At 39.3% G+C, this 25,265-nt stretch carries 29 protein-coding genes and 2 pseudogenes; 13 read left to right on the top strand and 18 right to left on the bottom strand.

The window, feature by feature from the left end:
• The first annotated feature begins 37 nt into the window (after window positions 1–37).
• The 3 genes from P2W72_RS07040 to P2W72_RS07030 all read left to right on the top strand — a co-directional run bounded on the left by P2W72_RS07040 (window position 38) and on the right by P2W72_RS07030 (window position 2,095).
• Entirely contained in the window at window positions 38–619 is a 582-nt protein-coding gene (locus tag P2W72_RS07040) for a sigma-70 family RNA polymerase sigma factor (RefSeq protein ID WP_276360287.1), read from the top strand.
• Window positions 606–1,289, top strand: coding sequence for a hypothetical protein (locus tag P2W72_RS07035; protein WP_276360286.1), 684 nt, complete (start codon window positions 606–608; stop codon window positions 1,287–1,289). The genes P2W72_RS07040 and P2W72_RS07035 overlap by 14 nt, the downstream gene beginning before the upstream one ends.
• A gap of 83 nt (window positions 1,290–1,372) precedes the next feature.
• The gene (locus P2W72_RS07030) at window positions 1,373–2,095 is read left to right on the top strand and encodes a DUF6503 family protein (RefSeq protein ID WP_276360285.1); all 723 of its coding nucleotides are present in this window, start codon (window positions 1,373–1,375) and stop codon (window positions 2,093–2,095) included.
• Between the two features lie 62 nt (window positions 2,096–2,157).
• Here P2W72_RS07030 and P2W72_RS07025 read toward each other — a convergent pair whose 3' ends face one another.
• The 5 genes from P2W72_RS07025 to P2W72_RS07005 all read right to left on the bottom strand — a co-directional run bounded on the left by P2W72_RS07025 (window position 2,158) and on the right by P2W72_RS07005 (window position 6,850).
• A complete protein-coding gene (locus P2W72_RS07025) occupies window positions 2,158–3,213 on the bottom strand; it encodes an inorganic phosphate transporter (RefSeq protein ID WP_276360284.1) in 1,056 nt (351 codons plus the stop codon).
• A gap of 27 nt (window positions 3,214–3,240) precedes the next feature.
• The gene (locus P2W72_RS07020; RefSeq protein WP_276360283.1) at window positions 3,241–3,888 is read right to left on the bottom strand and encodes a DUF47 family protein; all 648 of its coding nucleotides are present in this window, start codon (window positions 3,886–3,888) and stop codon (window positions 3,241–3,243) included.
• Window positions 3,889–3,961: 73 nt separating this feature from the next.
• Window positions 3,962–4,984 (bottom strand): ATP-binding protein, encoded by a 1,023-nt coding sequence (locus tag P2W72_RS07015; protein ID WP_276360282.1) that lies wholly within the window; start codon window positions 4,982–4,984, stop codon window positions 3,962–3,964.
• Window positions 4,985–5,031: 47 nt separating this feature from the next.
• Window positions 5,032–5,712: an HD domain-containing protein gene (locus tag P2W72_RS07010; protein ID WP_276360281.1), complete on the bottom strand. Its 681-nt coding sequence runs from the start codon at window positions 5,710–5,712 to the stop codon at window positions 5,032–5,034.
• Window positions 5,675–6,850, bottom strand: a complete 1,176-nt coding sequence (locus P2W72_RS07005; RefSeq protein ID WP_276360280.1) for a class I SAM-dependent RNA methyltransferase — start codon at window positions 6,848–6,850, stop codon at window positions 5,675–5,677. Before P2W72_RS07005 ends, P2W72_RS07010 begins: the two co-directional genes overlap by 38 nt.
• A gap of 117 nt (window positions 6,851–6,967) precedes the next feature.
• Here P2W72_RS07005 and P2W72_RS07000 point away from each other — a divergent pair, with 117 nt between their 5' ends.
• Window positions 6,968–7,327, top strand: a complete 360-nt coding sequence (locus tag P2W72_RS07000) for a DUF3127 domain-containing protein (protein WP_276360279.1) — start codon at window positions 6,968–6,970, stop codon at window positions 7,325–7,327.
• Between the two features lie 253 nt (window positions 7,328–7,580).
• Here the strand turns inward: P2W72_RS07000 and P2W72_RS06995 are convergent, their stop codons facing one another.
• The 10 genes and pseudogenes from P2W72_RS06995 to P2W72_RS06950 all read right to left on the bottom strand — a co-directional run bounded on the left by P2W72_RS06995 (window position 7,581) and on the right by P2W72_RS06950 (window position 13,465).
• Window positions 7,581–7,829: a DUF6789 family protein gene (locus tag P2W72_RS06995; RefSeq protein ID WP_276360278.1), complete on the bottom strand. Its 249-nt coding sequence runs from the start codon at window positions 7,827–7,829 to the stop codon at window positions 7,581–7,583.
• A 68-nt stretch (window positions 7,830–7,897) separates the two neighbouring features.
• The gene (locus P2W72_RS06990; RefSeq protein ID WP_276360277.1) at window positions 7,898–8,341 is read right to left on the bottom strand and encodes a DoxX family protein; all 444 of its coding nucleotides are present in this window, start codon (window positions 8,339–8,341) and stop codon (window positions 7,898–7,900) included.
• Window positions 8,338–9,102, bottom strand: coding sequence for a putative DNA-binding domain-containing protein (locus P2W72_RS06985; protein WP_276360276.1), 765 nt, complete (start codon window positions 9,100–9,102; stop codon window positions 8,338–8,340). The genes P2W72_RS06990 and P2W72_RS06985 overlap by 4 nt, the downstream gene beginning before the upstream one ends.
• A complete protein-coding gene (locus P2W72_RS06980) occupies window positions 9,089–9,919 on the bottom strand; it encodes a DUF692 domain-containing protein (RefSeq protein ID WP_276360274.1) in 831 nt (276 codons plus the stop codon). The genes P2W72_RS06985 and P2W72_RS06980 overlap by 14 nt, the downstream gene beginning before the upstream one ends.
• A 71-nt stretch (window positions 9,920–9,990) precedes the next feature.
• Window positions 9,991–10,320: a hypothetical protein gene (locus tag P2W72_RS06975; protein ID WP_276360273.1), complete on the bottom strand. Its 330-nt coding sequence runs from the start codon at window positions 10,318–10,320 to the stop codon at window positions 9,991–9,993.
• Between the two features lie 405 nt (window positions 10,321–10,725).
• Window positions 10,726–10,971 carry a GDCCVxC domain-containing (seleno)protein gene (locus P2W72_RS06970; RefSeq protein WP_276360335.1) on the bottom strand — a complete coding sequence of 82 codons (246 nt, stop codon included), beginning with the start codon at window positions 10,969–10,971 and terminating at the stop codon, window positions 10,726–10,728.
• A gap of 21 nt (window positions 10,972–10,992) precedes the next feature.
• Window positions 10,993–11,334 (bottom strand): annotated as a pseudogene (locus P2W72_RS06965) (MerC domain-containing protein); the annotation flags it as partial.
• A 100-nt stretch (window positions 11,335–11,434) separates the two neighbouring features.
• Window positions 11,435–11,692, bottom strand: coding sequence for a hypothetical protein (locus P2W72_RS06960; protein WP_276360272.1), 258 nt, complete (start codon window positions 11,690–11,692; stop codon window positions 11,435–11,437).
• Between the two features lies 1 nt (window position 11,693).
• Window positions 11,694–12,296, bottom strand: a complete 603-nt coding sequence (locus P2W72_RS06955) for a sigma-70 family RNA polymerase sigma factor (protein ID WP_276360271.1) — start codon at window positions 12,294–12,296, stop codon at window positions 11,694–11,696.
• 179 nt (window positions 12,297–12,475) lie between these two features.
• On the bottom strand, window positions 12,476–13,465 hold the full coding sequence (locus P2W72_RS06950; RefSeq protein ID WP_276360269.1) for a T9SS type A sorting domain-containing protein: 990 nt from the start codon (window positions 13,463–13,465) through the stop codon (window positions 12,476–12,478).
• 303 nt (window positions 13,466–13,768) lie between these two features.
• Between P2W72_RS06950 and P2W72_RS06945 the strand changes: the two genes are divergently transcribed.
• Window positions 13,769–15,589, top strand: coding sequence for a HAMP domain-containing sensor histidine kinase (locus P2W72_RS06945; RefSeq protein ID WP_276360268.1), 1,821 nt, complete (start codon window positions 13,769–13,771; stop codon window positions 15,587–15,589).
• A gap of 37 nt (window positions 15,590–15,626) precedes the next feature.
• Entirely contained in the window at window positions 15,627–16,322 is a 696-nt protein-coding gene (locus P2W72_RS06940; protein ID WP_276360267.1) for a response regulator transcription factor, read from the top strand.
• Window positions 16,323–16,373: 51 nt separating this feature from the next.
• On the opposite strand, the gene P2W72_RS06935 is transcribed toward P2W72_RS06940, so the two are convergent.
• Both P2W72_RS06935 and P2W72_RS06930 read right to left on the bottom strand, forming a co-directional pair.
• Window positions 16,374–17,915, bottom strand: coding sequence for an aldehyde dehydrogenase family protein (locus P2W72_RS06935; RefSeq protein ID WP_276360266.1), 1,542 nt, complete (start codon window positions 17,913–17,915; stop codon window positions 16,374–16,376).
• Window positions 17,878–18,018: a hypothetical protein gene (locus P2W72_RS06930; RefSeq protein WP_276360265.1), complete on the bottom strand. Its 141-nt coding sequence runs from the start codon at window positions 18,016–18,018 to the stop codon at window positions 17,878–17,880. Before P2W72_RS06930 ends, P2W72_RS06935 begins: the two co-directional genes overlap by 38 nt.
• Window positions 18,019–18,144: 126 nt before the next feature.
• Here P2W72_RS06930 and P2W72_RS06925 point away from each other — a divergent pair, with 126 nt between their 5' ends.
• The 7 genes from P2W72_RS06925 to P2W72_RS06895 all read left to right on the top strand — a co-directional run bounded on the left by P2W72_RS06925 (window position 18,145) and on the right by P2W72_RS06895 (window position 25,087).
• On the top strand, window positions 18,145–19,548 hold the full coding sequence (locus P2W72_RS06925) for a tetratricopeptide repeat protein (protein ID WP_276360264.1): 1,404 nt from the start codon (window positions 18,145–18,147) through the stop codon (window positions 19,546–19,548).
• Window positions 19,549–19,681: 133 nt separating this feature from the next.
• Window positions 19,682–20,449: a phosphosulfolactate synthase gene (locus P2W72_RS06920; RefSeq protein ID WP_276360263.1), complete on the top strand. Its 768-nt coding sequence runs from the start codon at window positions 19,682–19,684 to the stop codon at window positions 20,447–20,449.
• 41 nt (window positions 20,450–20,490) lie between these two features.
• Entirely contained in the window at window positions 20,491–21,270 is a 780-nt protein-coding gene (locus tag P2W72_RS06915) for a shikimate dehydrogenase (RefSeq protein WP_276360262.1), read from the top strand.
• A complete protein-coding gene (gldD, locus tag P2W72_RS06910) occupies window positions 21,270–21,851 on the top strand; it encodes a gliding motility lipoprotein GldD (RefSeq protein WP_276360261.1) in 582 nt (193 codons plus the stop codon). Before P2W72_RS06915 ends, gldD begins: the two co-directional genes overlap by 1 nt.
• Window positions 21,839–23,152 carry a M20/M25/M40 family metallo-hydrolase gene (locus P2W72_RS06905; RefSeq protein WP_276360260.1) on the top strand — a complete coding sequence of 438 codons (1,314 nt, stop codon included), beginning with the start codon at window positions 21,839–21,841 and terminating at the stop codon, window positions 23,150–23,152. The genes gldD and P2W72_RS06905 overlap by 13 nt, the downstream gene beginning before the upstream one ends.
• Before the next feature lie 55 nt (window positions 23,153–23,207).
• Entirely contained in the window at window positions 23,208–23,846 is a 639-nt protein-coding gene (locus P2W72_RS06900) for an MBL fold metallo-hydrolase (protein WP_276360259.1), read from the top strand.
• Between the two features lie 11 nt (window positions 23,847–23,857).
• Window positions 23,858–25,087, top strand: a complete 1,230-nt coding sequence (locus P2W72_RS06895) for an FtsX-like permease family protein (RefSeq protein WP_276360258.1) — start codon at window positions 23,858–23,860, stop codon at window positions 25,085–25,087.
• Here P2W72_RS06895 and P2W72_RS06890 read toward each other — a convergent pair.
• Window positions 25,082–25,265, bottom strand: a pseudogene (locus P2W72_RS06890) (ADP-L-glycero-D-mannoheptose-6-epimerase); the annotation flags it as partial. The gene P2W72_RS06895 and the pseudogene P2W72_RS06890 overlap by 6 nt on opposite strands.

Here is a 25,265-nt window from a genome sequence, read left to right as displayed (position 1 = left end):
AAAATAATTCATAAATTAATTCAATAAAGCAATTCTTTTGAAGTTTATTCAGAATATATCAGGCCGTAAAGAAATCAATGAAGCTGAGCTGCTCATTGAATATCGCAATACCGGCGATCTTCAGCTCCTTGGGAGTCTTTATGAAAACTATATGCCGTTGGTATATGGATTATGTCTTAAGTATTTCAGGGATGAGGAAAAGAGCAGGGATGCTGTAATGCAGATTTTTGAAGAATTGATACCGAAATTAAGGATTCATGAAATCAGTAACTTTAAAAGCTGGCTGTATACCCTTGCCAGAAATCATTGTTTGATGGCAATTCGTTCTTCGTCTAAGCATGATTTTGTATCTGTTGATGAGTATTTTATGGAAACGGAGTCGGTTTTGCATCTTAACAGAGACGAAATTCCTGAAGACAGGCTCATCCTCATGGAGAAGTGCATGGAAACGCTCTCTGATGAACAACGCATATCAGTAAATCTGTTTTATCTGGAGCAGAAATGTTATAAAGAGGTGTCTGAACAAACCGGCTTTGACCTGAATAAGGTTAAAAGTTTTATTCAGAACGGAAAAAGGAATCTTAAAATTTGTATTGAAAAGAACGGTGAGCTCAAATAGTAACCATATTCATTTATTCAGAAAATATCTTTCCGGTGATCTGGAGCCTGAGCTGATGCATCAGCTTGAGAAACAAGCTATTGACGACCCCTTTATGTGGGAAGCAATGGAAGGTTACGATACTGTGGCAGACCCTGCACATGATCTTAGTCTTCTTCAGAGCAGTCTGCATAAGCGTATTGCCCATTTGCAGGAGCAAAAAGAGAACTTCTTCTTTAGCTGGCAAAGGATGAGTATTGCAGCAACGGCTTCAGTTATGTTTATTGCTGCAGGTATTTTGTTCTGGATGAATGTTAACCGCTCTGATGCAATCAGGAAAAATTCAGAAAGACAGGTAGAAGTGAATCTGAGCAGCCATGAAGACATTAAATCTGAAATTTATTCATCATTCAGTTCCGGTTCAGCAATACAACCCGTAATTGGCTGGGATAAATATCAGATTTATCTGAAAGAAAATCTGCGCAAAGCAGAAATTGAACCCGGACAAAAAGGAAGTGTCTTTCTCTCCTTTAAAATAAATAAAAAGGGCGAGGCTGTTGATTTTGTTATTTTGAAGGGACTTACCCCGGCTTCAAATGCAGAAGCGATACGTCTTGTAAAGGATGGGCCTGCCTGGAAAATCAGAGCTGGCAGTAAGATCAATACCGGCAGGATTGAAGTCAGGTTTTGACCTCAAATTGTACCAGCGATTGGTTAAGCCTTAATTTTATAAATTTGATATTAATTCCGTTTTGTTAATTATAATTCAAACAAATGAACAGATTGCCTTACCTGATTTTATTAGCATTTATCCTTTCAGGCTGTAATAAGCCCGATGCCCGGAAAATTGTAGATAAAAGCATTGCCTTTTATAATATGGATAAGCTGAGCAATGCGACTCTGGAATTTAAATTCAGGACAGCGGGTTTTAAAGTTATGCAGAATGGCGGTCAGTTCAAATATGAACGATTTTTTAGTGATTCTACGGGCAATGTTCATGATATATTAAGCAATGAAGGCTTTAAAAGAATATTAAACGGTAAAGAATTGCAGCTTGATCAGAAGGAATCAGACAAATACCGGCAGTCGCTTAATGCAGTCGTTTATTTTCTATACTTACCGTTAAAATTAAACGATGCCTCTGTAGTAAAAAAATATCTGGGCGAGAGTAAAATCAAGGGTAAAACCTTTTATAAGATTGAGATTTCGTTCGAAAAGTCAAAGGAAGCAGGCGATCATAGTGATGTGTTTTATTATTGGTTCGATACCAAAGATTACAGCATGGATCATTTTGCGTATAGCTCAGGAGGTAATCGTTTCAGAGAAGTACTCAGAACCCATGAGGCAGGTGGTGTAATTTTTCAGGATTATGTTAATTACCAGATGCCACTTGATGACTCAGTCACCACAGTTGATAAGTATGATAGTTTATTTGAAGCCGGGAAGTTAAGGGAGCTGTCGAGAATTGAATTGAAGAATATTGTTGTGAATGAATAAGTTATTATTCTTGTAATTGGATCAAAAAGGGGCTCTGAATAATATCAGGGCGCCTTTTGATTTTATAAGAACAGACTCAGCAGAAAATAGAAAGTTGCTGCGAGCACTGCAGAAACAGGAATGGTTAATACCCATGCCCACATCAGACTGATGGTAACTCCCCATCTGACTGCAGATATACGTTTACTTAATCCAACTCCGATAATTGAACCGGTAATGGTATGTGTTGTAGAAACCGGAATTTTGAAATATTCTGTCATGAACAGGGTCATCGCACCTGCAGTTTCTGCTGCAACACCTTCAAGCGGGGTTACTTTGGTGATCTTGGTGCCCATGGTCTTTACAATCTTCCAGCCACCACTCATGGTTCCGGCAGCAATTGAAGTATAACAGGCAATTGGAATCCATTCAGGAATATGATTGATTTTAACTTTACCGTCAACAACAGTATAACTAAGCTGTAACCAGTGGCTTAATGTATCCATGTCAAGATGTGCATCTTTCAGGTACACGATGATTGCAGCAGCGATGATTCCCATAACTTTTTGAGCATCATTACCACCGTGACCAAGGCTGAATAATGCAGAGGAAACTAATTGTAATTTCTTAAACCACCATTCAGCACGTGAGGGATTTGCATTTTTACAAATATTGATGATGATAACAGTAATAGTATAAGCCATGATCATACCAATGATCGGAGCCAGTACGATAAAAGAAGCAACTTTTCCGATTACACCGAGGTTAATTACATCCAAACCTCCATGCGCAACTGCTGCTCCGGCAAAACCACCAATCAGTGTGTGTGATGAACTTGAAGGAATACCAAACCACCAGGTGAACAGATTCCAGCAGATGGCTGCAATAACCCCTGCCAAAATAACTACCAGGTTAATATTCATAGTGTCGGCAGTTTTCGCAACGGTATCTGCAACGTTCAGATTAAATATCCAGTAAGCAAGAAAGTTGAAGAATGCTGCCCAAATCACCGCCTGAAATGGAGTCAGAACTTTGGTAGAAACAACGGTTGCTATAGAATTAGCAGCATCGTGAAAGCCATTGATATAATCAAATACCAGTGCTAAAACAATGATTACAATTAAGAGTGTAAAGCCCATATAGCCAGTGTAATATCGTTTTATGTATTAAGCGTTCTTTACAAGAATTGATTCAAGAACATTTGCTGCATCTTCGCACATATCGGTTGCAGTTTCAAGACCTTGTAATACCTCTTTGTATTTAATCAGGTTAACTGCATCTTTTTCATTATCGAAGAGTTCGCCTACGGCTTTGTCGAAAACATAATCAGCCTGGTTTTCAATACTGTTAATACGTACACATGAATCAGCAATTATGCGGATATTCTTAAGATCGCGTAATTCATGGATTGCCTTGTGCAGGTCCTGGCAGGCCTGTAAGATCAGACTGGCAAGTTCTTTGATAGGGGGAGTAACCACTGTTACATTATACAGATCCATGCGGCTTGCTGAACCATGGATATAATCCGCGATATCATCAATTGCACTTGCAAGTCTGTGGATATCCTCTCTGTCAAAAGGAGTGATAAAGTTTTTACTTAGCTCAAGATGAATCTGGTGGGTAATTTCGTCGCCGGCATGCTCCAGGTCAGAGATATCCTTAAATAATTCCTTACGTCTGTTAAGGTCTTCTGTGTTAACAGCTTCAACAAGCTTTTCGCCTAATTTGATCAGGTTTGCACTGTCTTTTTCAAAAAGCGGAAAAAATTTCTTGTCTTTAGGAATAAAATACTGGAAAATACTGTTCAGTGACATGTGTTGAGTTTTAAAGATGAAGCAAAACTACGATCAAAATGTTAAGTTAATGTTAACTTATTGATTTTGTTAATTATCCGCGTGCAAGAGTAAAACCAAAAGTAGATCCGATATTCTCTGTACTTCTTACTGAGATGGTTTGCTGATGTGCTTCGATGATGTGTTTCACAATAGCCAGACCTATTCCGGAGCCGCCAATCTCTCTTGAACGGCTTTGGTCTGTACGGTAAAACCGTTCAAATAAGCGGGGTAAATATTTTTCTTCAATGCCTATTCCGTCGTCTGTAATCTCTACAAGTATCTGATCATGAAGCACAAAGGTCTTGATATAGGTATTGCCCGGATTCTTTCCATATTTTATCGAATTGCTGATCAGATTCACCAAAACCTGTCTGATTTTCTCTCTGTCTGCATAAACCCAGTTAGGAGATTTATATTTTTCCTTGAAATGCAGGGTGATATTATTCTTATTTGCCTTCAGTTCAAGTGATTCGATAACCTCTGAGATAAGCGTTGAAAGATCAAATTTTTCGTAGTTAATCGGAATTTCCCCACTTTCCAGTTTCGAGATTTCATCCAGATCTTTGATAAAATATGCCAGTCTGTCAACATTTTTGGCTGCTTTTTCCAGAAACTTCTGTGTAATTTCCTTGTCTTCGATATCCCCGTCCTGAAGTGCTTCGATATACCCCTGGATCGCAAAAAGCGGGGTTTTTAATTCATGGGATATATTAGTTAGAAATTCTCTTCTGAACTTTTCCTGTTCCTTCAGTTTGTCGATCTCTGATTTTTTATCCCGTGCCCATTCTTTTACCTCCTGTTCCACGTCATTAATGGGATCGGCACTTACATATTCTCCTAATGCATCTTTAAGATCTTTGCCAAGCTTTAGATTATGGATTAGCTTATAAATGAGCTTGATCTTGCTGTATACAAAACGTTCGATCAGATAATAGAAAGTAATATAGCTGGTAACTAATGAAACGGCGAAGGTGATCAGGGAATCAATAACATCCTTCTGGAAATAGAAGCTGATTATCGATAATGACATTGCGACAGCCAAAGCATTGATAAAAACAAGAACCCACAGTTTCATAATGCAAGATAATTTTTTAATCCTTAATCAGGATGGAATTACAATGGCTATTTTTTGCCGTCCCATTCATTAAAAAACTGTTCCAGGTATAATTCCATAAAATTATGTCTTCCTTCAGCAATCTTTCGGCCTGTTTCAGTATTCATTTTATTTTTCAGCAGTAATAGCTTTTCATAAAAATGATTAATGCTCGGAGCGGTAGATTTTTTATACTCTTCTTTTGTCATGTTTAATGCAGGTGGGATTTCGGGGTTATAGATTTCACGGGTTTTGAAACCTCCATAGGTAAATGCTCTGGCAATACCTATTGCACCTATCGCATCCAGCCGGTCTGCATCCTGAACAATTTCTAATTCTTTTGAATAAAAATCTATTTTACCGAGACTTGCCTTGAACGACATATTCCGGATGATTTGCTGAATATGAAAGATTGTATCTTCAGCAAGTTCCTGAGATCTGAGAAAACTCCCGGCTTTTTCAGGTCCTATTTCTTCATCTCCATCGTGGAATTTGCTGTCGGCAATATCATGTAATAATGCAGCCAGTTCTACGATAAGATGATTTACAGACTCTGATTCAAGGATTTGAAGGGCATTATTCCTGACCCGCTGAATATGCCACCAGTCGTGTCCGCTTTCTGCCCCTTCGAGTGTTTGTTTTACAAACTTTACAGTTTCAGCAATCAGCTGATCAGGATTCAGGTTTGGGCTCTCTTTTACTTCCTTCATAAAGTTCGTATTCCAGTAATCTGCAATCCAGTTTGCCATTGTAAAACTCGATCCTGCGCGAAGCACGTAAGCCGATTTTTTTGGCCAGATCAGGATTACCTGTAAAAATATAACCACGGTAACCTTTACACTTCTGTTTCATGAAATCACCAATGCGCTTGTAGGTTGCTTCGAGTTTGGTATGAACACCGAGTCGTTCGCCGTATTCAGGATTAAATATAACCACACCCTGACCTTCAGGCACCGTTGTATCTGCAAAATCACAGACATCAAAATCAATCAGATGATCTACACCTGCGGTTCTCGCATTTTTTCTGGAAACATCAACGGCATCTTCTGAGTGATCGGTTGCTACAATCCTGAAATCAATTTCTTTTTTTGCTTTATCTTTTAATTTGCGCCTTTCCTCGAAGAAAACCTGTTCATCGTACCCTATAATATGCATGAAACCATAGTTCATGCGGAACATGCCGGGAGTTTTGTCGGTAGCAAGTAATGCAGCTTCAATAGCCAGGGTCCCTGATCCGCACATTGGAACCACGAACGGACTTTTTCTGTCCCATCCTGTAGCCATGATCGTTCCGGCGGCCAGTGCTTCCAGCATCGGAGCTTTTCCCGGAATCTTGCGGTATCCGTGCTTAGCCAGAGTTTCGCCGGAGGTATCAATAAACACTTCCGCATTGTTTTCTTTCCAATACAGGTGGATCACTGCTTTATTGGCTTCAGGGCCGGTATTGGGCCTGATCTGCTTCTTTTCTTTGATGCGGTCTACAATTGCGTCTTTAACTTTCAGATTTGCAAAGAGCGGAGTAGTGATTGTTTCATTATCAACATTGGAGGTCACAGAGAAGTATCCGGTAAAATCAATCAGTTCTTCCCATGCAATGTCCATCAGCTCTTTATAGAGCCTTGCCGGATTTTCTGCGGTAACTGTCTTTATTGAATATAATACCTGACTTGCACAGCGCAGATTCAGATTCAGAGGGATACAATCATTGATTGTTCCTTCAAGCTCAAGCCCGGTACTGAATGTTCTTATGATCTTGTATCCAAGTGCTTCAACTTCCTGCTGCAGATAGGGCGACAGGCGGTTATTACAGGTGATAATGATCTTACTTTTTGTGTGGAAAACTTGCATAATAATTTCCAAAGTTAGCAATTAAAAACTGCCTTAATTTTATACTTTTACAAATTGTATCCTGCGGCAGATCCGGGGAAACCAATACGAGTTCGATTAAAATTATATAGTAAAGCCATGGAAGTTAAAGGAAAAGTACATGAAATCTCAGCGGTGATTACCGTGAGTGATAAGTTCAAAAAGCGTGAACTTATACTTGAATATGCAGAAAACCCAACTTATCCGGAATATGTGAAATTTGAGGCGGTTCAGGATAAGGTTGATTTGTTCGATAAAGTTAAGGTTGGCGATCAGGTAGAGTTATTCTTTAACCTGCGTGGCCGCCCATGGACAGATAAAACGGGTAAAACATCTTACTTCAATACTTTATCGGTTTGGAGATTAAATGCAATCGGTTCTTCAGAATCAGCAGCTCCTGAGTATGCTGCCCCGATTGATATCAGCTCTGCTCCGGGTGATGATGATCTTCCTTTCTGATTTGGAAGAATTTTGTTTTAAAATAACGCATTCACTGAATACAGCTTTGTTATTTTAATTTTAAAAATAATTGACAAAATGAGATTGCTTTTAAAAGAGGGTCTCATTTTGTCTTTTAGCATAGGCACATTCTATTTTGAAGTCCCTGAAAAAGATTGCTCAGACATGGGGATTTTCCTGCTTTAATGTTCAATTCAGACGGCAGCAGAGTTATGTCATATTAAAAATTCAATTATTCTTCCCGGTTTATTGATTAAATGCCCCTTCCGGGGTTAAAACAATTCCAATGGCAAGACCTGTTGGTTATTCCCTGAATGATAAAAACCATACCGGGTAAAGCAGTGATCCAGCCCAATGCCATGGGTAAACTCATCATTTCTGCAAGCATGACTGCCGGATTCATTTTTGGCATACCCATAAACGGCGCAATGAACATGATCATAATCATTACAGCAGTTCCGGCAAAACCGGCAAATACCGATTGTTTAATTTGATTTGCCATTTTTGTTTATTTTAAATTGTTTCTTCGATTTCCTGATTACAGATTTATTTGATCTTATAATTAATATTTTAAGACCTGAATTTCTTTTCGATTAATCTGTCCAGGCTTAATTTTCCGGAGCCATAAATAAATAGTGTAAGTAGCATGATGATGTAGTATAATGGAATTTCAAATCCATTTTCACCGGCTTCAAAACCGTTTGCCCAATGAACCGTTTTAATGGCAACCAGCATTGTTATAATTAGAGGGATAGTAATAAAACGTGTTCCTAATCCTAAAAACAATAATACCACCCCTAAAGTTTCTGTACCTGCTGCCAGATAGGCATTCAGATAAGGCAGAGGGATCTCAAGGCTTTCAAACCATTCTGCGATGCTGTTTATATCGTTCCACTTCATGATTGCAGGGCCATAAAAGCCATAAGCTATCAGCAGTCGCATTAAAAGAAGAGGCAGGAATTTTGCTTTTTCAATATCCGCCGATGCTGAAAAATATTTATCTGTTATATTCATATCAAATCATTTTGCTTACCGAAACCTATAATTAATTGCTGTTTATAAGCATTTTCAAAGAACCGGATGATCGATTTCTGGTCTTCATCTGAAAGTAGTAAATTGTATTCCTGCTGAAACTCATTGAAAAGTTCTTTTATTGATAGAGGGCTTTCTGAAAGATACTCTATCATCCTGATTAATGCCGGAGAGCTATCGGTAAAGATCACTTCGCCTTCTGTATTGCGATGAGCAATTACATAATACTTTCCTTTATCGCTAATCTTAATGAGTTTGGCATTTTTATTATGCACCGGGTAGTTAAAGGAAAGTAAGTGATGTTCAGGGTTCAGTACTAATCTTCCTGATAAAATATTGCCGGATTTATCTGCCTGAACAATTTTATCTTCCATCATAAATAATTCTACCTCTACCCATTCAAACCAGAGCAATTCTTCCAGAAAAGGGTACTTTTTCAGTAATGGATGTTTTGTATCAGCAAGAAATTGGTAAAACTCCTTAGGCATATACCATACCTGGGGCGATTGGCAGGGATGGTTGGTAAAAAAATTATTTACCGCCCCTTCCCATTCTTTTGCTGTCAATAGTTCATGAGTAATCGGATAGGCGTTTTGAAGCATGTCATCTACTACATTATATACCAGCCTGCGGTAATGATGTACATTTTCCCTGATTATGCCGGGTATGGTGCTTAGTTTGCCTGTACGGCAGTAAGACGCAAGGTTTGACTGATGCTTAAAGGTCGGTTCAGACAGTTGCATAATCTTTTATTTTTAAGGCCGATTGTTTAATGGCGCTCAGCCTGTTTATTTCAATTTGAAGTTCCTGTAATTCAGGGATATTAAAATCTCTTTCGAGTAAAACAGGTACATCTCTTTTTAACTGATGCATCGTGTATTCGAAGAGATCATAAACGGGGTCAATAATGGCTTCCCCGTGTGTATCTATGATCAGGGTATCGGATACTTTTTCATGTCCGGCCATGTGTATATAGCTTACCCTACCCATAGGAAGCTGGTCAATAAATGCTTTGGCATCGTATTGATGATTGAAACTGTTTACATATACATTATTTACATCCAGCAGAAGCTCACAGTCTGCCTCCTCAAGAATCATGTTTATGAATTCTATCTCTTTTAACTCAGGAGCAATCGGGGTGTAATAGCTCACAATTTCAATCGCTATTTTTCTTTCCAGTAAATCCTGAACTGTTTTAATACGTTTCGAAACATGCTTTACAGCATCGTATGTAAAAGGAATAGGAAGTAAATCGTATAAGTGAGCATTATCGCATTTTGCATAGCTCAGGTGTTCTGAATAGATTTTCGAATTGGTTTCATTCAAAAAAACTTTCACTTTTCGCAAAAAATCAAAATCAAGTTCATCAGGACTTCCAATGGATAATGACAGTCCGTGCGTGAACAAGGGATATTTCTCCAACACCTTTAAAAATTGTTTTTTCCAAAAGCCTCCTATACCAATCCAGTTTTCAGGTGCTACCTCAATAAATGAAGGATCCAGGATATTACTTTGTAAGAACTCTTCCGCAAAATCTTTTCTGTAACCTATGCCTACCATGATATTTTTTTGAATGTTTTAAATGAGGGCAGGTAAACCAAATCACCTGCCCTTTAATTAGAAGCAAAGGATTACATATCCTTTTTAGTGGCACCGCATTTGCCGTCTTTACCGGTTTTAGTGTCCGGCGCTTTTGTGTCTTTTTTCTTATCACCACACTTGCCTTCACCGCATTTACCATCTTTTCCTCTTTTTGCAGGTTCGGTTTTCCCTTTTTCGCCACACTTTAATTCAAAGCTTTTACCGGCCTCTCCTTTATTCAAAAGATTGGTTCTGATTTCTTCACCTGTACCCAGGTTAGAGTAATTAAACATTCCGGCGGCATTGGCACTATAGCCTGATACCGCGATGATAACACCTGCAACTAATGAACCGTTCAGGATACTTTTTTTCTTTTCCATTGTTTTGATTTTAAAATTGTGAGATAATTCATTTAACAAAGGAATAGTTGCCGCATTTATAAAAACCTGACAAGAGATTAAAAAAATATTTTGGCGGGTGGGAAAATGCTGCCGTGAATGAACAAAAGAAATGCTGGATTATGTTTTTTTACCGTTTCTGGAAATCGTAAGATTTTTTGCGCTATCCTGAGATTGTTGTTTACAGAACTATATTTATTTTAAGCAAGAAAGTTCAGACTATTTGACAATGTCTGGTCACAAAATAAATTGTGCATTGCCTTTACCTGCCCAGCTGATTATGAAATGAAAAAAATCAGAACGTAATCTGGTCAAGTCACTCCACTCTGAAATATGAATAAGAATGATTGATTTGCCTTTTCCCGAATGGTCAGATATTCTGCCCAATCAGCAGCAATTTTCTCCTGTCTGAATAGGAGGGCATTTAACGGATCCGTAACTACAATAAACACAGCAGTCACCTTGTAATGGTTTAAGTTGTGTTTTACATTGTTCACATTCATAAAAATATACACAGGAATCTGTCGGCATTATTTCAGTTTTTTTATGCCCGCAGTCCGGACAAGTCAGTGTTGATTGTAACTCAACGGGTTTGCCATTATAAGTCGTACAAGTATCACAGGTTCCCTGCATTTTATTTCGTCTGTAATTCTGGATTGTTGCGATGAGAAGGCCAAACATACCTGCGTAAAGATAGTAGGTCCAATAGTCTGTGTTATCAAAGTGATAAGCGTAAAAAATCAGAAGTCCGCTCAGAATAGCAAGTATTAATGGATTTATACCACGGTGCCTGCGATACGAAATGTAAAGTCCGCCAATTGTAATTAAAACCATAGCCTGAAAAATCCATATTGTCCAGATGCCAAAAAGTTCGGCACTGCCAAACCCTATTGCTGAACCTGCAAATGCAAATAGAGGAAAACAGCAGGGTGAAAGTATTGCGGTCAGGAAAAGTCCGCCTGTTCCTAATTTGTCGATGTTGCGTGTTAGTTTCATTTTGATTTGTGCTGTCTTTCAGTCCGAAGAAAATTTTAAATGTCAATCCGTTACAGTAAAATTCAGTTCTTTACTCAAAGTGTTTACAATAGCTTCTCACTTAAGGCAGTTTGCTGATTATTTTTTCCTTTAACTCATTATTATGGATTACTTCGCGGTGTTCCGAATGGATATGATTATGAATTAATTCATCAATTTTTTCACTGTGTTTTTCATAGGCAGTACATGCATCACACATACTTTTGTGCATATATAATTGTATTTTTTCCTTTAATGAAAGTGGTAATACAGACTTTTTCTCAATTAGTTCGGTCGCTTTTTTACACGAAAGCATAAACAGGTGTATTATCTTTATCATCTTACAATTTTTTAAACCAGTGGATTTCCAGGCATCTCCTGAGTTGCAGTTTGGCTCTGTGTAACATTTGCCAGAAATTAGTCGGGCTTATCTGCAATTCCTGACAAATAAGATCGCCCTTTCTTTCTTCCAGATACTTTAATTGAATGGCAGCGTTCCAGTTTGGAGGTAATTTACCCATACAGTCCTGCATAACACTTAGAAATTCTGCATTATCCAGAGGGTTTTCACTTTCCATTATCCATTCAGACGGGCACTGGTCTTTATTCCAGCTTCCATCCTCATCGAAAAAATTATTAAGCCATTCGTTAGTCTTGTGCTTAGTTTCCGGATTCTCAGCTAATACCGGACTTCTATAAATTTTTCTGAAATGTTCGGCAATTTTATTTTTTAAGATCCCCAATAACCAGGTTTTAGGGTCGCTTCGGCCTTCAAAAGCGTGAATTGACTGACAGGCTGACAGAAATGTATCCTGTACCAGATCTTCGGCACTTTCTTTATTCCCGGTTTTGTAATATGCCCAGGTGTACATTGTATCTGAATACAAACTTACCCAGTTTTTAATCCTTACTGTTGTATCTGAGAAGTCATTCGGCATATTCATCCTATTTTCAGTTGCATATTAAGTATTCCAAGAAATTAAAATCTTTTAAACAGGCCAAACCATTGAGGTCCTGTATAAATAAGAAGCTTATTGAATCGGTAATAAATAAAACTAATAAAAAAAACAGAAGCCCCGATCCCATTTATGGGCGGGGCTTTCTGCTTTCTAACAAAACACAATTAGTTTTTAATCAGTTTCCTCACAAACCATTTTGAGTTTTGACTGATTGTGATATAGTAAACCCCATTCTGAGGTAAGGAAATTTGCTTCATATAATTCCCCTGAAAAGAGGCTTGCTCGTCGGTAAAAATAGCCTTCATGTCTGAATTCAGTATCTTTATTTTAGTTGTGCCGCGCCCATCCAGGTTAAATGATAATCCGGCTTTGCCGTTTGAAAAATTCGGAAATAATGTAAGATCCTTTACATCCAGATCAACTGATGTATTCTCTGAACCTGTTATGGCTTTTAGTTTTTCTTTTTCGGCATCACTGATGCGAATACTCATGCGGCTTGGAATACCGTCTTTATCTACATAATTATAATTGAAGGAAGAAGAGTTTTTTTTGTCTGCCATGCCGGAATGTGGCCCACGCTCAAAGAAACCCGGAGCATCAGGAGGCATTGGAGGACGCGGGGTTCGTGGTGTAACAAACATTTGCGGACCTTCAATATCAAAGTCCCTATGCATGGTAATGATTCGATTTCTCAGATTACTGTCGAGTCCGTTTAATTTAAAACGTAATGTCTTCATGATCGAATCCGGATTCATACCTAACATTATGCTGTCTGAGTCAAATCTGAATAAATGTTTCCCTCCTGGCATTTTATCATCAAATTCAAATCTGAATTCGTGCATATGATCGTTATTCCTTGCTATGGCAGGTTCATCAGCCGGGGTTTTTCGTTTTATTATTACCTTCTTATCGTGTTTTGCATGCTCATGGATGCCATCTTCCATTTCTTTTAATTCTTTCTTAAGCTTTATGCGCTCTTCGCGGGTAGCTTCACTTATTTTCTTCCCGTTGATAATGGTATCTCCATCAGAAATAATTATACTGCGGACGATTTTTTTTTCGTCCTGTGCTTTTACTGTGGAGCTTGAACCGGCAAGAACGAGAACAAAAAAGCTCATCAGCATGAGGTGAGGGTTTAACATATACTTTTTCATCTGTTTATTATTTGTTTTTTAAAGATGATGAACCTACCTACCTGCCTGCCGCAGGCATGGCGATCATGATTTAATAACCATATCCCTGCGGGTTTTGGCAAAATCATGGTGGTTTCTAAAGGTTTATACTTAAAAATTATCGGTATCCCGATCCGGAATTATCTCTGAATCAAAGCGTATTTTTAATTTATTTTTTAGCCTGAAACAAAAATAAGGGGTCTGCTAATGCGATTTTGTTAATGCTTTGTTAAAATATGTTAAAACTAAATTGACATAGAGAGTGTTACGTACTTTTGTATTGTCGTGAAAAGAAAAAGTATCAGCTTGATTATTGGATTAATGACTATTGCACTATTAGGTGTGATGGCTATGCAATGGTATTTTTTCAGACAGAGTTATCAGCTTCAGTCAAAACTGTTTGATCAGTCTGTACATGAGGCGATGAATAATGTTGTGGAACGGCTGGCAAAGAAAGATGCCAATACATTTCTGGAGAAAAAGGCAGAATTTGTTTCTGTACCCGCTCCTCCGGCCCCTCCGGCTTCAGCACCGGTCTCTCTCCCCATCCTGAAAAAGAAAAAATTTTCTGATGCCTATTACCTTGCAAATGAGCAGAGAAAAGCCGACAGTATATTTAAGATCAGGGATAGTCTGATCAGAGCCAGATATCCCAATGTATTTTCTTTTAATGATGCAATAACTCCTGCTGATCTGAAAGATATTGAGTATAATTTTCAGGTAGATGTGATGCAGTTTGAAGATGATTTTGGCCGCATTCATGAGCAAACCCGTCGCACAGTAACCAGAGCCTTAAACCGTCTGCCTCATCTTAACGCAGAAGTTGGGGCACGGTCTGATTCAGTTACCCAGTATATTGTTATTGATCCGGTTGAGGGGGCATTTCTGAGAACGGTTCCAAGACCTAAAATCAAAGCTTTTGTACATCAAACCCCTCCTGATCCGGAAAAGGAGGAAAAGGTACTGAAAGTTAAACAGTATTTTGCCGAAGGACAAAGTAATAAAGAGGATGTTTTTAAGGATCTTTATAAGGAATATCGTGAAGTAAATCTGCCTTTAAACAAGAGGGTTCATCCCCAAACCCTTGACTCCATGCTTAGAGCGGAATTCAGGAATTTATCTATCTTCAGCGATTTTGAATTCAGGCTTACTTCTGCAAAAAGGGATTCCGTAATATTTACCAGGGCATCAAACCGTACAGAGTTTTTACCGGATAACAGTTATGAAACCCCGCTTTTCCCAAAAGATATGATCAGGGATTCAGGTTTGCTGACGATCACCTTCCCTGATAAAAATAATATTATCCTTTCTAATCTTACGGCAATGATGGGCTTATCAGGTGGTTTATTGCTTATCCTGATTTTCAGCTTTGGTTATACCATTCATTCCATCCTGAGACAGAAAAAGATATCGGAGATGAAGACTGATTTTATCAATAATATGACTCATGAGTTTAAAACTCCTGTTGCAACGATTATGATTGCCAGTGAGGCCCTGAAAGATCCTGACCTTAGCTCAGATAAGAGCCGTATTGACCGTTTGGCTACCATCATTTATGATGAGAATGTTCGTTTGGGGAATCATATTGAAAGGGTGCTGAACATTGCCAGAATTGAAAAGGGGGATCTTAAGCTCGAGCATAAGGAAGTAAATATGAATGATCTTCTGGCCGCAATTGTAGATAGCATGTCGCTGCAGCTTCAGAAGCGCAATGCCAGTATTGAACTGGAACTGAAGGCTGAAAAGTCTGTTGTTATCGGTGATGAGCTGCATCTTTCAAATGTGATCTTTAATCTGCTCGACAACGCAAATAAATACAGCCCCGAAAACCCTCAGATTAAATTAAGTACCCTCAATTCAGGAAAGAATCTGATCATAAAAGTGGCTGACAAGGGTATTGGAATGAGCCGTGATCAGCTTTCAAAAATATTTGACCAGTTTTATCGTATCCCAACAGGTAATTTGCATGATGTAAAGGGGTTTGGCCTTGGACTGAGCTACGTAAATAATATCGTAAAGCGCCTGAATGGGAATATCCGGGTTAAAAGTGAAAAAGATCAGGGTTCAGAATTTGAAATCAGTTTGCCGCTTGACTTGAATTCATAAATTTAAAATGGTATTTCCCCTATTTGAGATTACTGATATGAAAAAAATATTATTAGCCGAAGACGATCCGAATCTGGGGATGTTATTGCAGGATTACCTGCAGCTTAAAGGTAAGTTTAATGTTGTTTTATGTCAGGATGGGGAAGAGGCGCTGAGGGCATTTAACAAGGATCATTTTGATATGTGCATTTTTGATGTGATGATGCCGCGCAAGGATGGATTCACACTGGCTAAGGAGATTCGTAAGTTTAATCCAGATGTGCCGATTATTTTTGCAACGGCAAAGGCAATGATCGAGGATAAGGCCGAAGCCTATAATCTTGGAGGGGATGATTATATCACAAAGCCATTTCGAATTGAGGAACTCCTGTTAAGAATTAATGCCTTGTTTAAGCGTGTTTCAGATCCGGGCAAAACTGAAGCCTCAGATCAGCCTGCAAAATTTGAAATCGGGAAGTATAAATTTGATTATACTGCACAGTTAATTATTAACGAAAATTCTCAGCAAAAGGTTTCTACCAAAGAGGCTGAACTTTTGAGGCTTTTATGCTTAAAAAAGAATGAAGTACTAACCCGCGAGGAAGCCCTGATCACGATCTGGCATGATGATAACTATTTTAACGGACGTAGTATGGATGTTTTTCTGAGTAAGTTGAGGAAATATCTGAAAGAAGATCCGAAAGTGGAGATTATCAATGTACATGGAAAAGGCTATAAGCTGCTGGTAAGTTAGATTTAGGCAGTTTATATTCTGTTTTTACTGGATGATAAGCTGAAATAACCCTTAAAGATCAAACTTTATTCCCTGAGCCAATGGTAATTTATCAGAATAATTAATCGTATTGGTTTGCCGGCGCATATAAGATTTCCAGGCATCGGACCCTGATTCACGCCCCCCTCCGGTTTCCTTTTCTCCTCCGAAAGCTCCACCGATCTCAGCCCCCGATGTGCCGATATTGACATTGGCGATGCCGCAATCTGACCCTGCAGCAGAAAGGAATTGCTCGGCTTCCCTTAGGTTTAATGTCATTATAGCTGATGATAGTCCCTGTGGAACATCATTCTGCATGGCAATAGCTTCATCCAGGGTCTTATATTTCATCAGATACAGTATGGGTGCAAAAGTTTCGTGCTGAACGATACTGAATTCATTTTTTACCTCAGCAATACAGGGTTTTACATAACATTCTGATTCGTATCCATCACCTTTAAGTACTCCACCCTCTACCACAAAATTTCCACCTTCAGTTTTGCACTTTTCTATTGAATTCAGATAGTTTTTTACAGCATCCTTATCAATCAGCGGACCAACATGATTATTCTGATCGAGCGGGTTACCAATCTTCAGCTGTTTGTAGGCATTTACCAGTTTATCGCGGAACTGATCATAGACACTTTCATGGATAATCAGCCTTCTGGTACTGGTACATCTCTGTCCGGCAGTTCCAACGGCTCCAAAAACAGCACCCACAAGCGACATTTCCAGATCAGCATCTTTGGAGATGATGATTGCATTATTTCCTCCAAGTTCAAGTAAACTGCGTCCGAGGCGTGCTGCCACAGCTGCAGCAACTTCTTTACCCATTCGGGTTGAACCGGTTGCAGAGATCAGTGCAATCCGTTTATCCTGACTCATCAGTTCCCCTATAGCTTTATCGCCTGTAATCAAACAGGAAACGCCTTCCGGAACATTGTTTGCTTCAAATACTTTTTGAATGATATGCTGACAGGCAATAGCCGTCAGAGGGGTTTTTTCAGAAGGTTTCCAGATACATACGTTTCCGCAAACCAAAGCCAAAGCGGCATTCCACGACCATACTGCCACCGGAAAATTGAATGCTGAAATAATTCCAACAATGCCCAATGGATGCCATTGTTCATACATGCGATGTAATGGACGTTCGGAGTGCATGCTGAGCCCGTATAATTGACGTGACAGGCCGACAGCAAAATCGCAGATATCAATCATTTCCTGAACCTCGCCATAGCCTTCCTGCAGGCTTTTGCCCATTTCATAGCTGACCAGTTTTCCCAGATCTTCCTTTTTTGTCCTGAGTGCATCGCCAAGCTGCCGGATTACTTCTCCTCTTTTTGGAGCGGGCCAGGTACGCCATATCTTAAACGCTGCTGCTGCTGTAATCACTGTTTGCTCTAAATCATCTGCAGCGGCAAATTTTACCCTGGCAATTTCTTTCCCGTCAACCGGAGAAAAAATTGTTCTTTCATGCTGTTTTCCCCTGCTGAACCATAATTTTCCTGTACTTCCTGCTTCATTAATGGTCTGGATTTCAAGGCGCTGTAATACCGGGATTATGTCTGTTTGCATAAAATTCGTACTTTTGTATAAAGTTAAGCATTTCTCCCCGGAGCAGGATATCCACAATGGATTCCTCAAATGAAGCATCTTTTATTGATTTATACTCAGCCATTTAGCTTTTTATTGTCAGGATGTGGAAAAATAAAAGTAAATCACTTCACGATTTGCCTTAAATTGACATGAATAAGGCAGATTATTGGTTTGCCCGGAAGAACGTTCTTAATCATATTATTTCAGGATGGAAGAAGATTTTGAGTTTGATTTTTCCGAAGATCCCAGATTTTCGGTAGAAAGATATGAGGAAATGATCCGTAATCAGGATCAGTATTTTTTTGATGCCCAGGCATTCGAAAATATTATAGAGTATTATATCGAGAAAAATGATCCGATAAAGGCATTGCAGGTGGTTGAATATGCAATAAGCCAGCATCCTTTTGCTGCAATATTTCCGATTAAGCAGGCACAGCTTTTTGTAGCCACCAATCAGTTCGACCAGGCCTTTGGATCGCTTAGCAGAGCTGAATTACTGGAGCCTTCCGATGCTGATATTTATACAATCAGGGCTAATATTTACGAGGGGATGGAAAGACATCAGGAGGCTCTGGATAATTATGAAAAGGCTCTGGAACTTGCCGAAAATACCGATGAGATCTTATTACATATCGCGTATGTTTATCAAAGTATGGGCGATTATGAAAGTGCAGTGGTTTATCTGAAGCAATGTCTCCATCAGAATATGGAAAATCAGGATGCACTTTATGAACTTGCATTTTGCTACGATGTTCTGGATAAACAGGAGGAAAGTATTAAATTTTATGAGCAGTATATTGATAATGAGCCTTATTCATATGCTGCCTGGTATAATCTGGGGAATGCTTTCAACAAGATGGATCTTTATGAGAAGTCTATTGATGCCTACGATTATGCTATTCTGATTAAGGATAATTTTGCCTCCGCTTATTTTAATAAAGGGAATGCCCTTGTGCATCTGGACCGATATACTGAAGCCATTGAGGTTTATAAACAGACTTTTGAATATGAACCGCCAAGCGGGGATACTTATTGTGCAATTGGGGAGTGTTATGAAAAGCTGGAGAGGATGGATGAAGCACGTTCTTATTATAAAAAGGCGGTTAAGATTGATCCTTTGCAATCAGATGCCTGGTTTGGAATAGGAGTGACACTTGATTTTGAAGAAAGATATTTTGAGTCGCTGTATTTTTATAAAAAGGCTCTGGATCTGGATGATAAAAATGCAGATTACTGGTTTGCGATTGCAGATGCTCAATATAAGCTGAAACAGCTTGATGAATCTGAAAAGGCTTATGAAAAGGTTCTGGAACTTAATCCGGTAGATATAGAGGCATGGCTTGATTATTCTTCTATCCTGTTTGAGCAGGATAAGCTTGACAGCGCCATTGAGATCATCTCAGATGGTATCAAGAATAATCCCGATTCTGCAGAGCTTTATTACAGAATGGTAGCCTACCTGTTTGCCGCTCATCAGTTCAGTGAAGCATTGGTGTATCTTGAAACCGCATTGAATGCAGATCCTGAAAAGCATCATATTTTATTTGAATATCTGCCCCAGCTTCATGAAAACAAGGTTATTGTAGATATTATCAACCGATATACACGTTAAGTGTGAATTAATTAATTGTGTCTTTAGGATTTGATTTTTTTTTGGAGATTTGCAGAATAAATATGAGACTGCTTTCCTTCGCGAATAATTAAAAAACAGGGCTCATCCTTTATCCAATTGAACAAAAATACAGATGAACTATAGTTTAAAAAATATCCCTGAGCGTACCCAGAAACCACGCCTCAATGGGCTTACCATGGTTATGGATAAGGGCCTGAGTGTACGACAGATCGAAGATTTTCTGGAAGTTGCAGGTCCGCATACCGACATTGTGAAATTAGGTTGGTCTACATCTTATGTTACGCCAAATCTTGAGGATAAATTAAAGGTGTATCGCGACGCAAACATCCCGGTATATTTTGGGGGTACTCTTTTCGAAGCTTTTGTAATCAGAAATCAGTTTGATGATTATCGCAGGGTATTGGATAAATATGATATGCAGTATGCAGAGGTTTCTGATGGTTCTATCACGATCCCCCATGAGCAAAAATGTGAATATATCAGCAAGCTTAGTGAGCAGGTTACTGTAATCTCTGAGGTTGGTTCAAAAGATGCAGCAAAGATATTTGCTCCATATAAATGGATTAGTCTGATGCAGGCTGAGATTCAGGCAGGAAGCTGGAAAGTAATTGCAGAGGCCAGAGAAAGTGGCAATGTTGGATTGTACAGGGATTCAGGAGAAGTAAGACAGGGACTTGTGGATGAAATTCTGACTCAGATACCTGCAGAAACGATCATCTGGGAAGCTCCACAGAAGGCACAGCAGGTTTGGTTTATAAAGCTTATCGGTTCAAATATCAACCTTGGAAATATTGCTCCCGCTGACGTTATCCCTGTTGAGACATTACGCCTTGGGTTAAGAAGCGACACTTTCGATCATTTTTTGAATCTTGAAATATAGGTTTTAACCTGTTTTCTCAGATTCAAAAGGAGGAATAAATAATGAAAAAATACGGACTCATAGGGTATCCCCTTACTCATTCTTTTTCAAAAAAATATTTTACTGAAAAGTTCGGGAAGGAAGAACTTGATAATTACCAGTACGACCTTTACCCGCTGCCAAATCTGAGTGATCTGCCTGATCTGATTAAGGGAATTCCCGAGCTTTGCGGATTAAACGTAACCGTCCCTCATAAGATAGGGGTAATGTACTATCTTGATAAGATCGATCCTGCTGCAAAAGAGATTGATGCGGTAAATTGTATTAAAATTGTCAATCATCAGCCGGTAGAGGCTTTTTTCAGCGGAGAACTTTCATCAATGAATGTCAGACTGGAAGGATACAATACCGATGCAATTGCTTTTGAGGAATCATTAAAACCATTAATAAAAAAGCATCATCAAAAGGCGCTGATTCTTGGTAACGGAGGTGCTGCCAGAGCTGTTGCCTATGTTTTGAATAAACTGGGTATATCCTATCGTACGGTATCAAGAAAGGCTGTTGGGAAGCAATTAACCTATAAGAAACTTAGCTCTGAAATTATGAATGAGTATTTTCTTATTGTTAATACAACGCCACTTGGAACATTTCCAAACATTGAGGAATGCGCTGATATTCCGTATGACATGCTTGGCGCTAAGCATTTACTCTATGACCTGGTTTATAACCCTGCAGAAACAGAGTTTTTGAAGAGGGGAAAAGCGCAGGGTGCAGCATGCAAGAACGGTATGGAAATGCTTCATCTGCAGGCTGAAAAGTCATGGGAAATATGGAATAGCTGATGATAAGGCACTTTAAATATATTTTTTTATTTATTTGCTTTATCCTGGCTTCCTGTTCTGCAGATTACTCTCCTAAACCCCGTGGTTATTTCAGGATAGATCTTCCCCAAAAAAAATATCAGACTTATTCTTCCGATTGTCCATATACTTTTGATTATCCGGTATATGCACAGGTACAGCCTGATAAAAACAGGGATGCAAAGCCCTGCTGGCTTGATGTAAGTTATCCGGGTTTTAATGGCAGGATTCATTTAAGTTATCAGCCCATAAATTCTGAAAAGCAATTTAATCAGCTGATTGAAGATGCCCGTACTTTTGCATTTAAACATACCGTAAAAGCAACTGCTATTGATGAGGCAGTAATATCTTATCCTGACCGTAAGGTTTATGGGATCTATTATTCGATTGAGGGCAATACGGCTTCTTCTGTTCAGTTCTTTTTAACAGACAGTACACAAAATTATCTTCGCGGAGCCTTGTATTTTAATGAGCAGCCCCGGCTTGATTCTATAAAACCGGTATTGGATTTTGTAAAAAAGGATATAGATTTAATGATTAAAACATTTAAATGGAAAAAGTGATGAAATTACTTTATTTACTTGTATTTCTCCTTTTGGCACACAGTGCCTCGGCTCAATTGAGCAAGGATGAAAAGAAGATCATTGATTATATAAAAGCCCATTACGGTGAAGCTGAAGAACTGCTGATAGAATCAGTCAATATCAATAGCGGAACCCTGAATGTGGATGGGGTAAGGAAAGTGGGAGCGGTTTATCGCCGGGAGCTCGACAAACTGGGTTTTACTACTGAATGGGTTAATCTGCCTGATTCATTGCGCCGTGCAGGGCATCTTGTTGCAAGCCGTAAAGGCACTCAGGGAAAGCGTCTGTTTCTTATCGGGCATCTGGATACGGTTTTTGAGCTGGATATGGAATTTAGTCCTTATCAGAAACTGAACGACTCTACCGCCACCGGACAGGGAGTAAACGATATGAAGGGCGGTAATGTGGTTATGATATCTGCCCTGAAAGCATTACATGAACTGGGCTTATTAAAAAACACACAAATTATTGCATATTTCACCGGAGATGAGGAGAGTTCGGGTTCTCCGCATGAGGTGGCCAGAAAGGATTTTATTGAGCGCGCAAAAACAACTGATATTGCTTTAGGCTTTGAAGGTGCTCAGGGATTAAATACCGTTGCCGTAGCCAGAAGAGGTATCGGAGGCTGGACTTTGAATGTTACGGCCAAAACAGGTCATTCGGCAGGAATCTTCAGCGAAAATGCAGGTTATGGAGCTATTTATGAAGCTGCGCGTATCATCAATGAGTTCAGAACTCAGTTGAAGGATGAAAAATACCTGACTTTTAATCCTGGTTTGATCAGTGGTGGCTCAGAGATCCGCCTTGATCCTGCCAATGCAAGGATGGAAGCTATCGGTAAGACCAATATAATTTCGCCGGCAGCTTTTGTGGCCGGAGATCTTCGTTTTATTTCAGAAGCTCAGAGAGACAGGGCGAGAGAAAAGATGAAGGCTATCGTATCTCAGAACCTTAACGGAACTTCTGCCAGCATTTCATTCACTGACGGTCTGCCTGCAATGGAACCTACGGAAGGAAACTATAATCTTGTTAAATATCTCGACCGTATTACGCAGGATATGAGTATCGGAGCAACCAAAGCCGGTGATCCGGGCGCGCGTGGTGCGGGTGATATTTCTGATATTGCCAAATACGTAGACAGTCTGGACGGAATGGGTGCTTCCGGAGGCGGTGCTCATAAACCGGGCGAAGTAATTAATCTGAAAGAGTTTCCGCTGCTTATTCAGAGAGCTGCCCTGATGATTTACAGATTAAGCCGTAAGAATCCGGTACTGAATTAATGCATATGCGGGTCTTATCCGCTTTGAACGGCAGGAATTTGGTACTTTTGTAATTATGATTCAGATCAAATCTTTTGCTTTTAATCCTTATCAGGAGAATACTTATGTACTTTTCGACGAAAGTCGGGAATGTGTGATCATTGACCCGGGAATGTATACCGGAGATGAGCAGAATGCATTTTTAAAATTCATTGCCGATAGTGATCTTAAACCGGTATTGCTCCTGAATACTCATTGCCATATAGACCATGTGCTCGGGAATAAATTTATTTTCGATACTTATGGCTTATTACCTCAGTTTCATAAGGGCGAGCAGGCAGTAATAAATTCTGTGGTATCCTATGCTCCCCAGATGGGAATTCGTTATGATGTTTCTCCGCTTCCCGAAGTCTATTTACCTGAAAGCGGAACTGTGAAATTTGGCAATTCAGAGCTGGATCTGATCTTTGCCCCAGGGCATTCGCCCGCACATTTGTGTTTTTATAGTAAAGAAGATCAGTTTATCATTGGTGGTGATGTTTTATTTTACAGAAGTATAGGCCGTACGGATCTTCCGGGTGGTAATTTTGATCTGCTGATCTCAAACATCCGCGAAAAACTGTTTACATTACCCGATGAGGTCAGGGTCTTTCCGGGCCACGGACCTTCTACCAGTATCGGCTTTGAAAAACAACATAATCCCTTCCTGAGTTAAAGACAGATCAATTGAACACTTCCTATTACATAGCAAAAAGGTACCTGTTTTCTAAAAAGTCTGTCAATGCGATAAACTTTATTTCGGGGATTTCAATGCTGGGTGTTTTTGTAGGAAGTGCGGCGCTGATCATTATCCTTTCTGTATTCAATGGTTTTGAGAATATTGTACTATCCATGTACAATACATTCAGTCCGGAGTTAAGAATTGAGGCACTTAAAGGCAAAACTTTCGATCCTGCAGACGCGCGGTTTGAGACATTGAAAAATGACAGAAGAATAATCAGCTATACTGAGGTATTACAGGAGAAAGCACTGGTCAGATACGGGAAAAGTCAGTCTATTGCTCTGGTTAAGGGAGTAAGCGAGGGTTTTACAAAAGGTAAACCGGGATTGGATTCTGTTATTTCAAGCGGCAGCTTTATGCTGTGGAACCGCGGACAGGACTATGCAGTGATCGGTGCCGCATTGCAGAATTATCTTTCGGTGAACCTTAATGATGAGTTTCAGACTTTAGATGTTTATGCTCCGCGAAAGGGGGCTATTAATTCAATCAATCCTGCTGATGAGTTTAGCGTGGGTTCTATTTATCCTTCAGGAGTATTTTCTGTACAACAGGAATTTGATAATACCATGATTGTGCCCCTGAGTTTCGCGCGGAATCTGCTCGGCGAAAGCACCCTGATTTCCAGTATTGAGATCAATACACATCCCGGAGTATTGGTTGATAACTTCCAGTCTGAACTGCAAGAATTGCTTGGCAGGGATTTTGTAATCAGGAATCGCAGCCAGCAGAATGAACTGCTTTATAAAATCCTCAATTCAGAAAAATGGGCCATATTTCTGATTCTGACTTTTGTACTGATCATTGCTATATTTAATATTATCGGTTCACTGACAATGCTGGTTATTGATAAACGACAGGATATTGCTGTTTTAAGCAGTTTAGGGGCAAATAACCGGCTTATTAAGGGCATCTTCTTTCTGGAGGGAATGATGATCTCTATGCTGGGTTGTTTGGCAGGGATGTTAGCCGGACTCATATTCATCCTTTTGCAGCAGCAGTTTGGCTTTATCGAAATGTCGGGTAACAATCTGATGATCAGTGCTTATCCTGTAGGGATCAAGCTGACAGATTTTTTCCTTGTTTTCGGGACTGTGTTTTTAGTTTCAATTATAGCTTCTGCAATTTCTTCCCGCCTGAGTGTAAGAAATTCAATGAGCTTAAAGGAGGCCTTATAAATATTTGCCCGGTACCAGATAGTTTTTTACGTAATCTTCAACTCCTTTTTCCAGACTGAAAAATTCCAGACTATAGCCGATAGAGCGAAGTTTTTCCATACGTGCTTCTGTGAAATACTGATACTTGTCTCTGATATCTTCCGGTGTTGGGACAAATGAAATATCTGGTTCTTTTCCG

The sequence above is a fragment of the Daejeonella sp. H1SJ63 genome, from assembly GCF_029360775.1.
Lineage (GTDB): Bacteria > Bacteroidota > Bacteroidia > Sphingobacteriales > Sphingobacteriaceae > Daejeonella.
The sequence above is the reverse complement of the archived record's forward strand: the minus strand, read 5'-3'. Positions and strand labels throughout refer to the sequence as shown.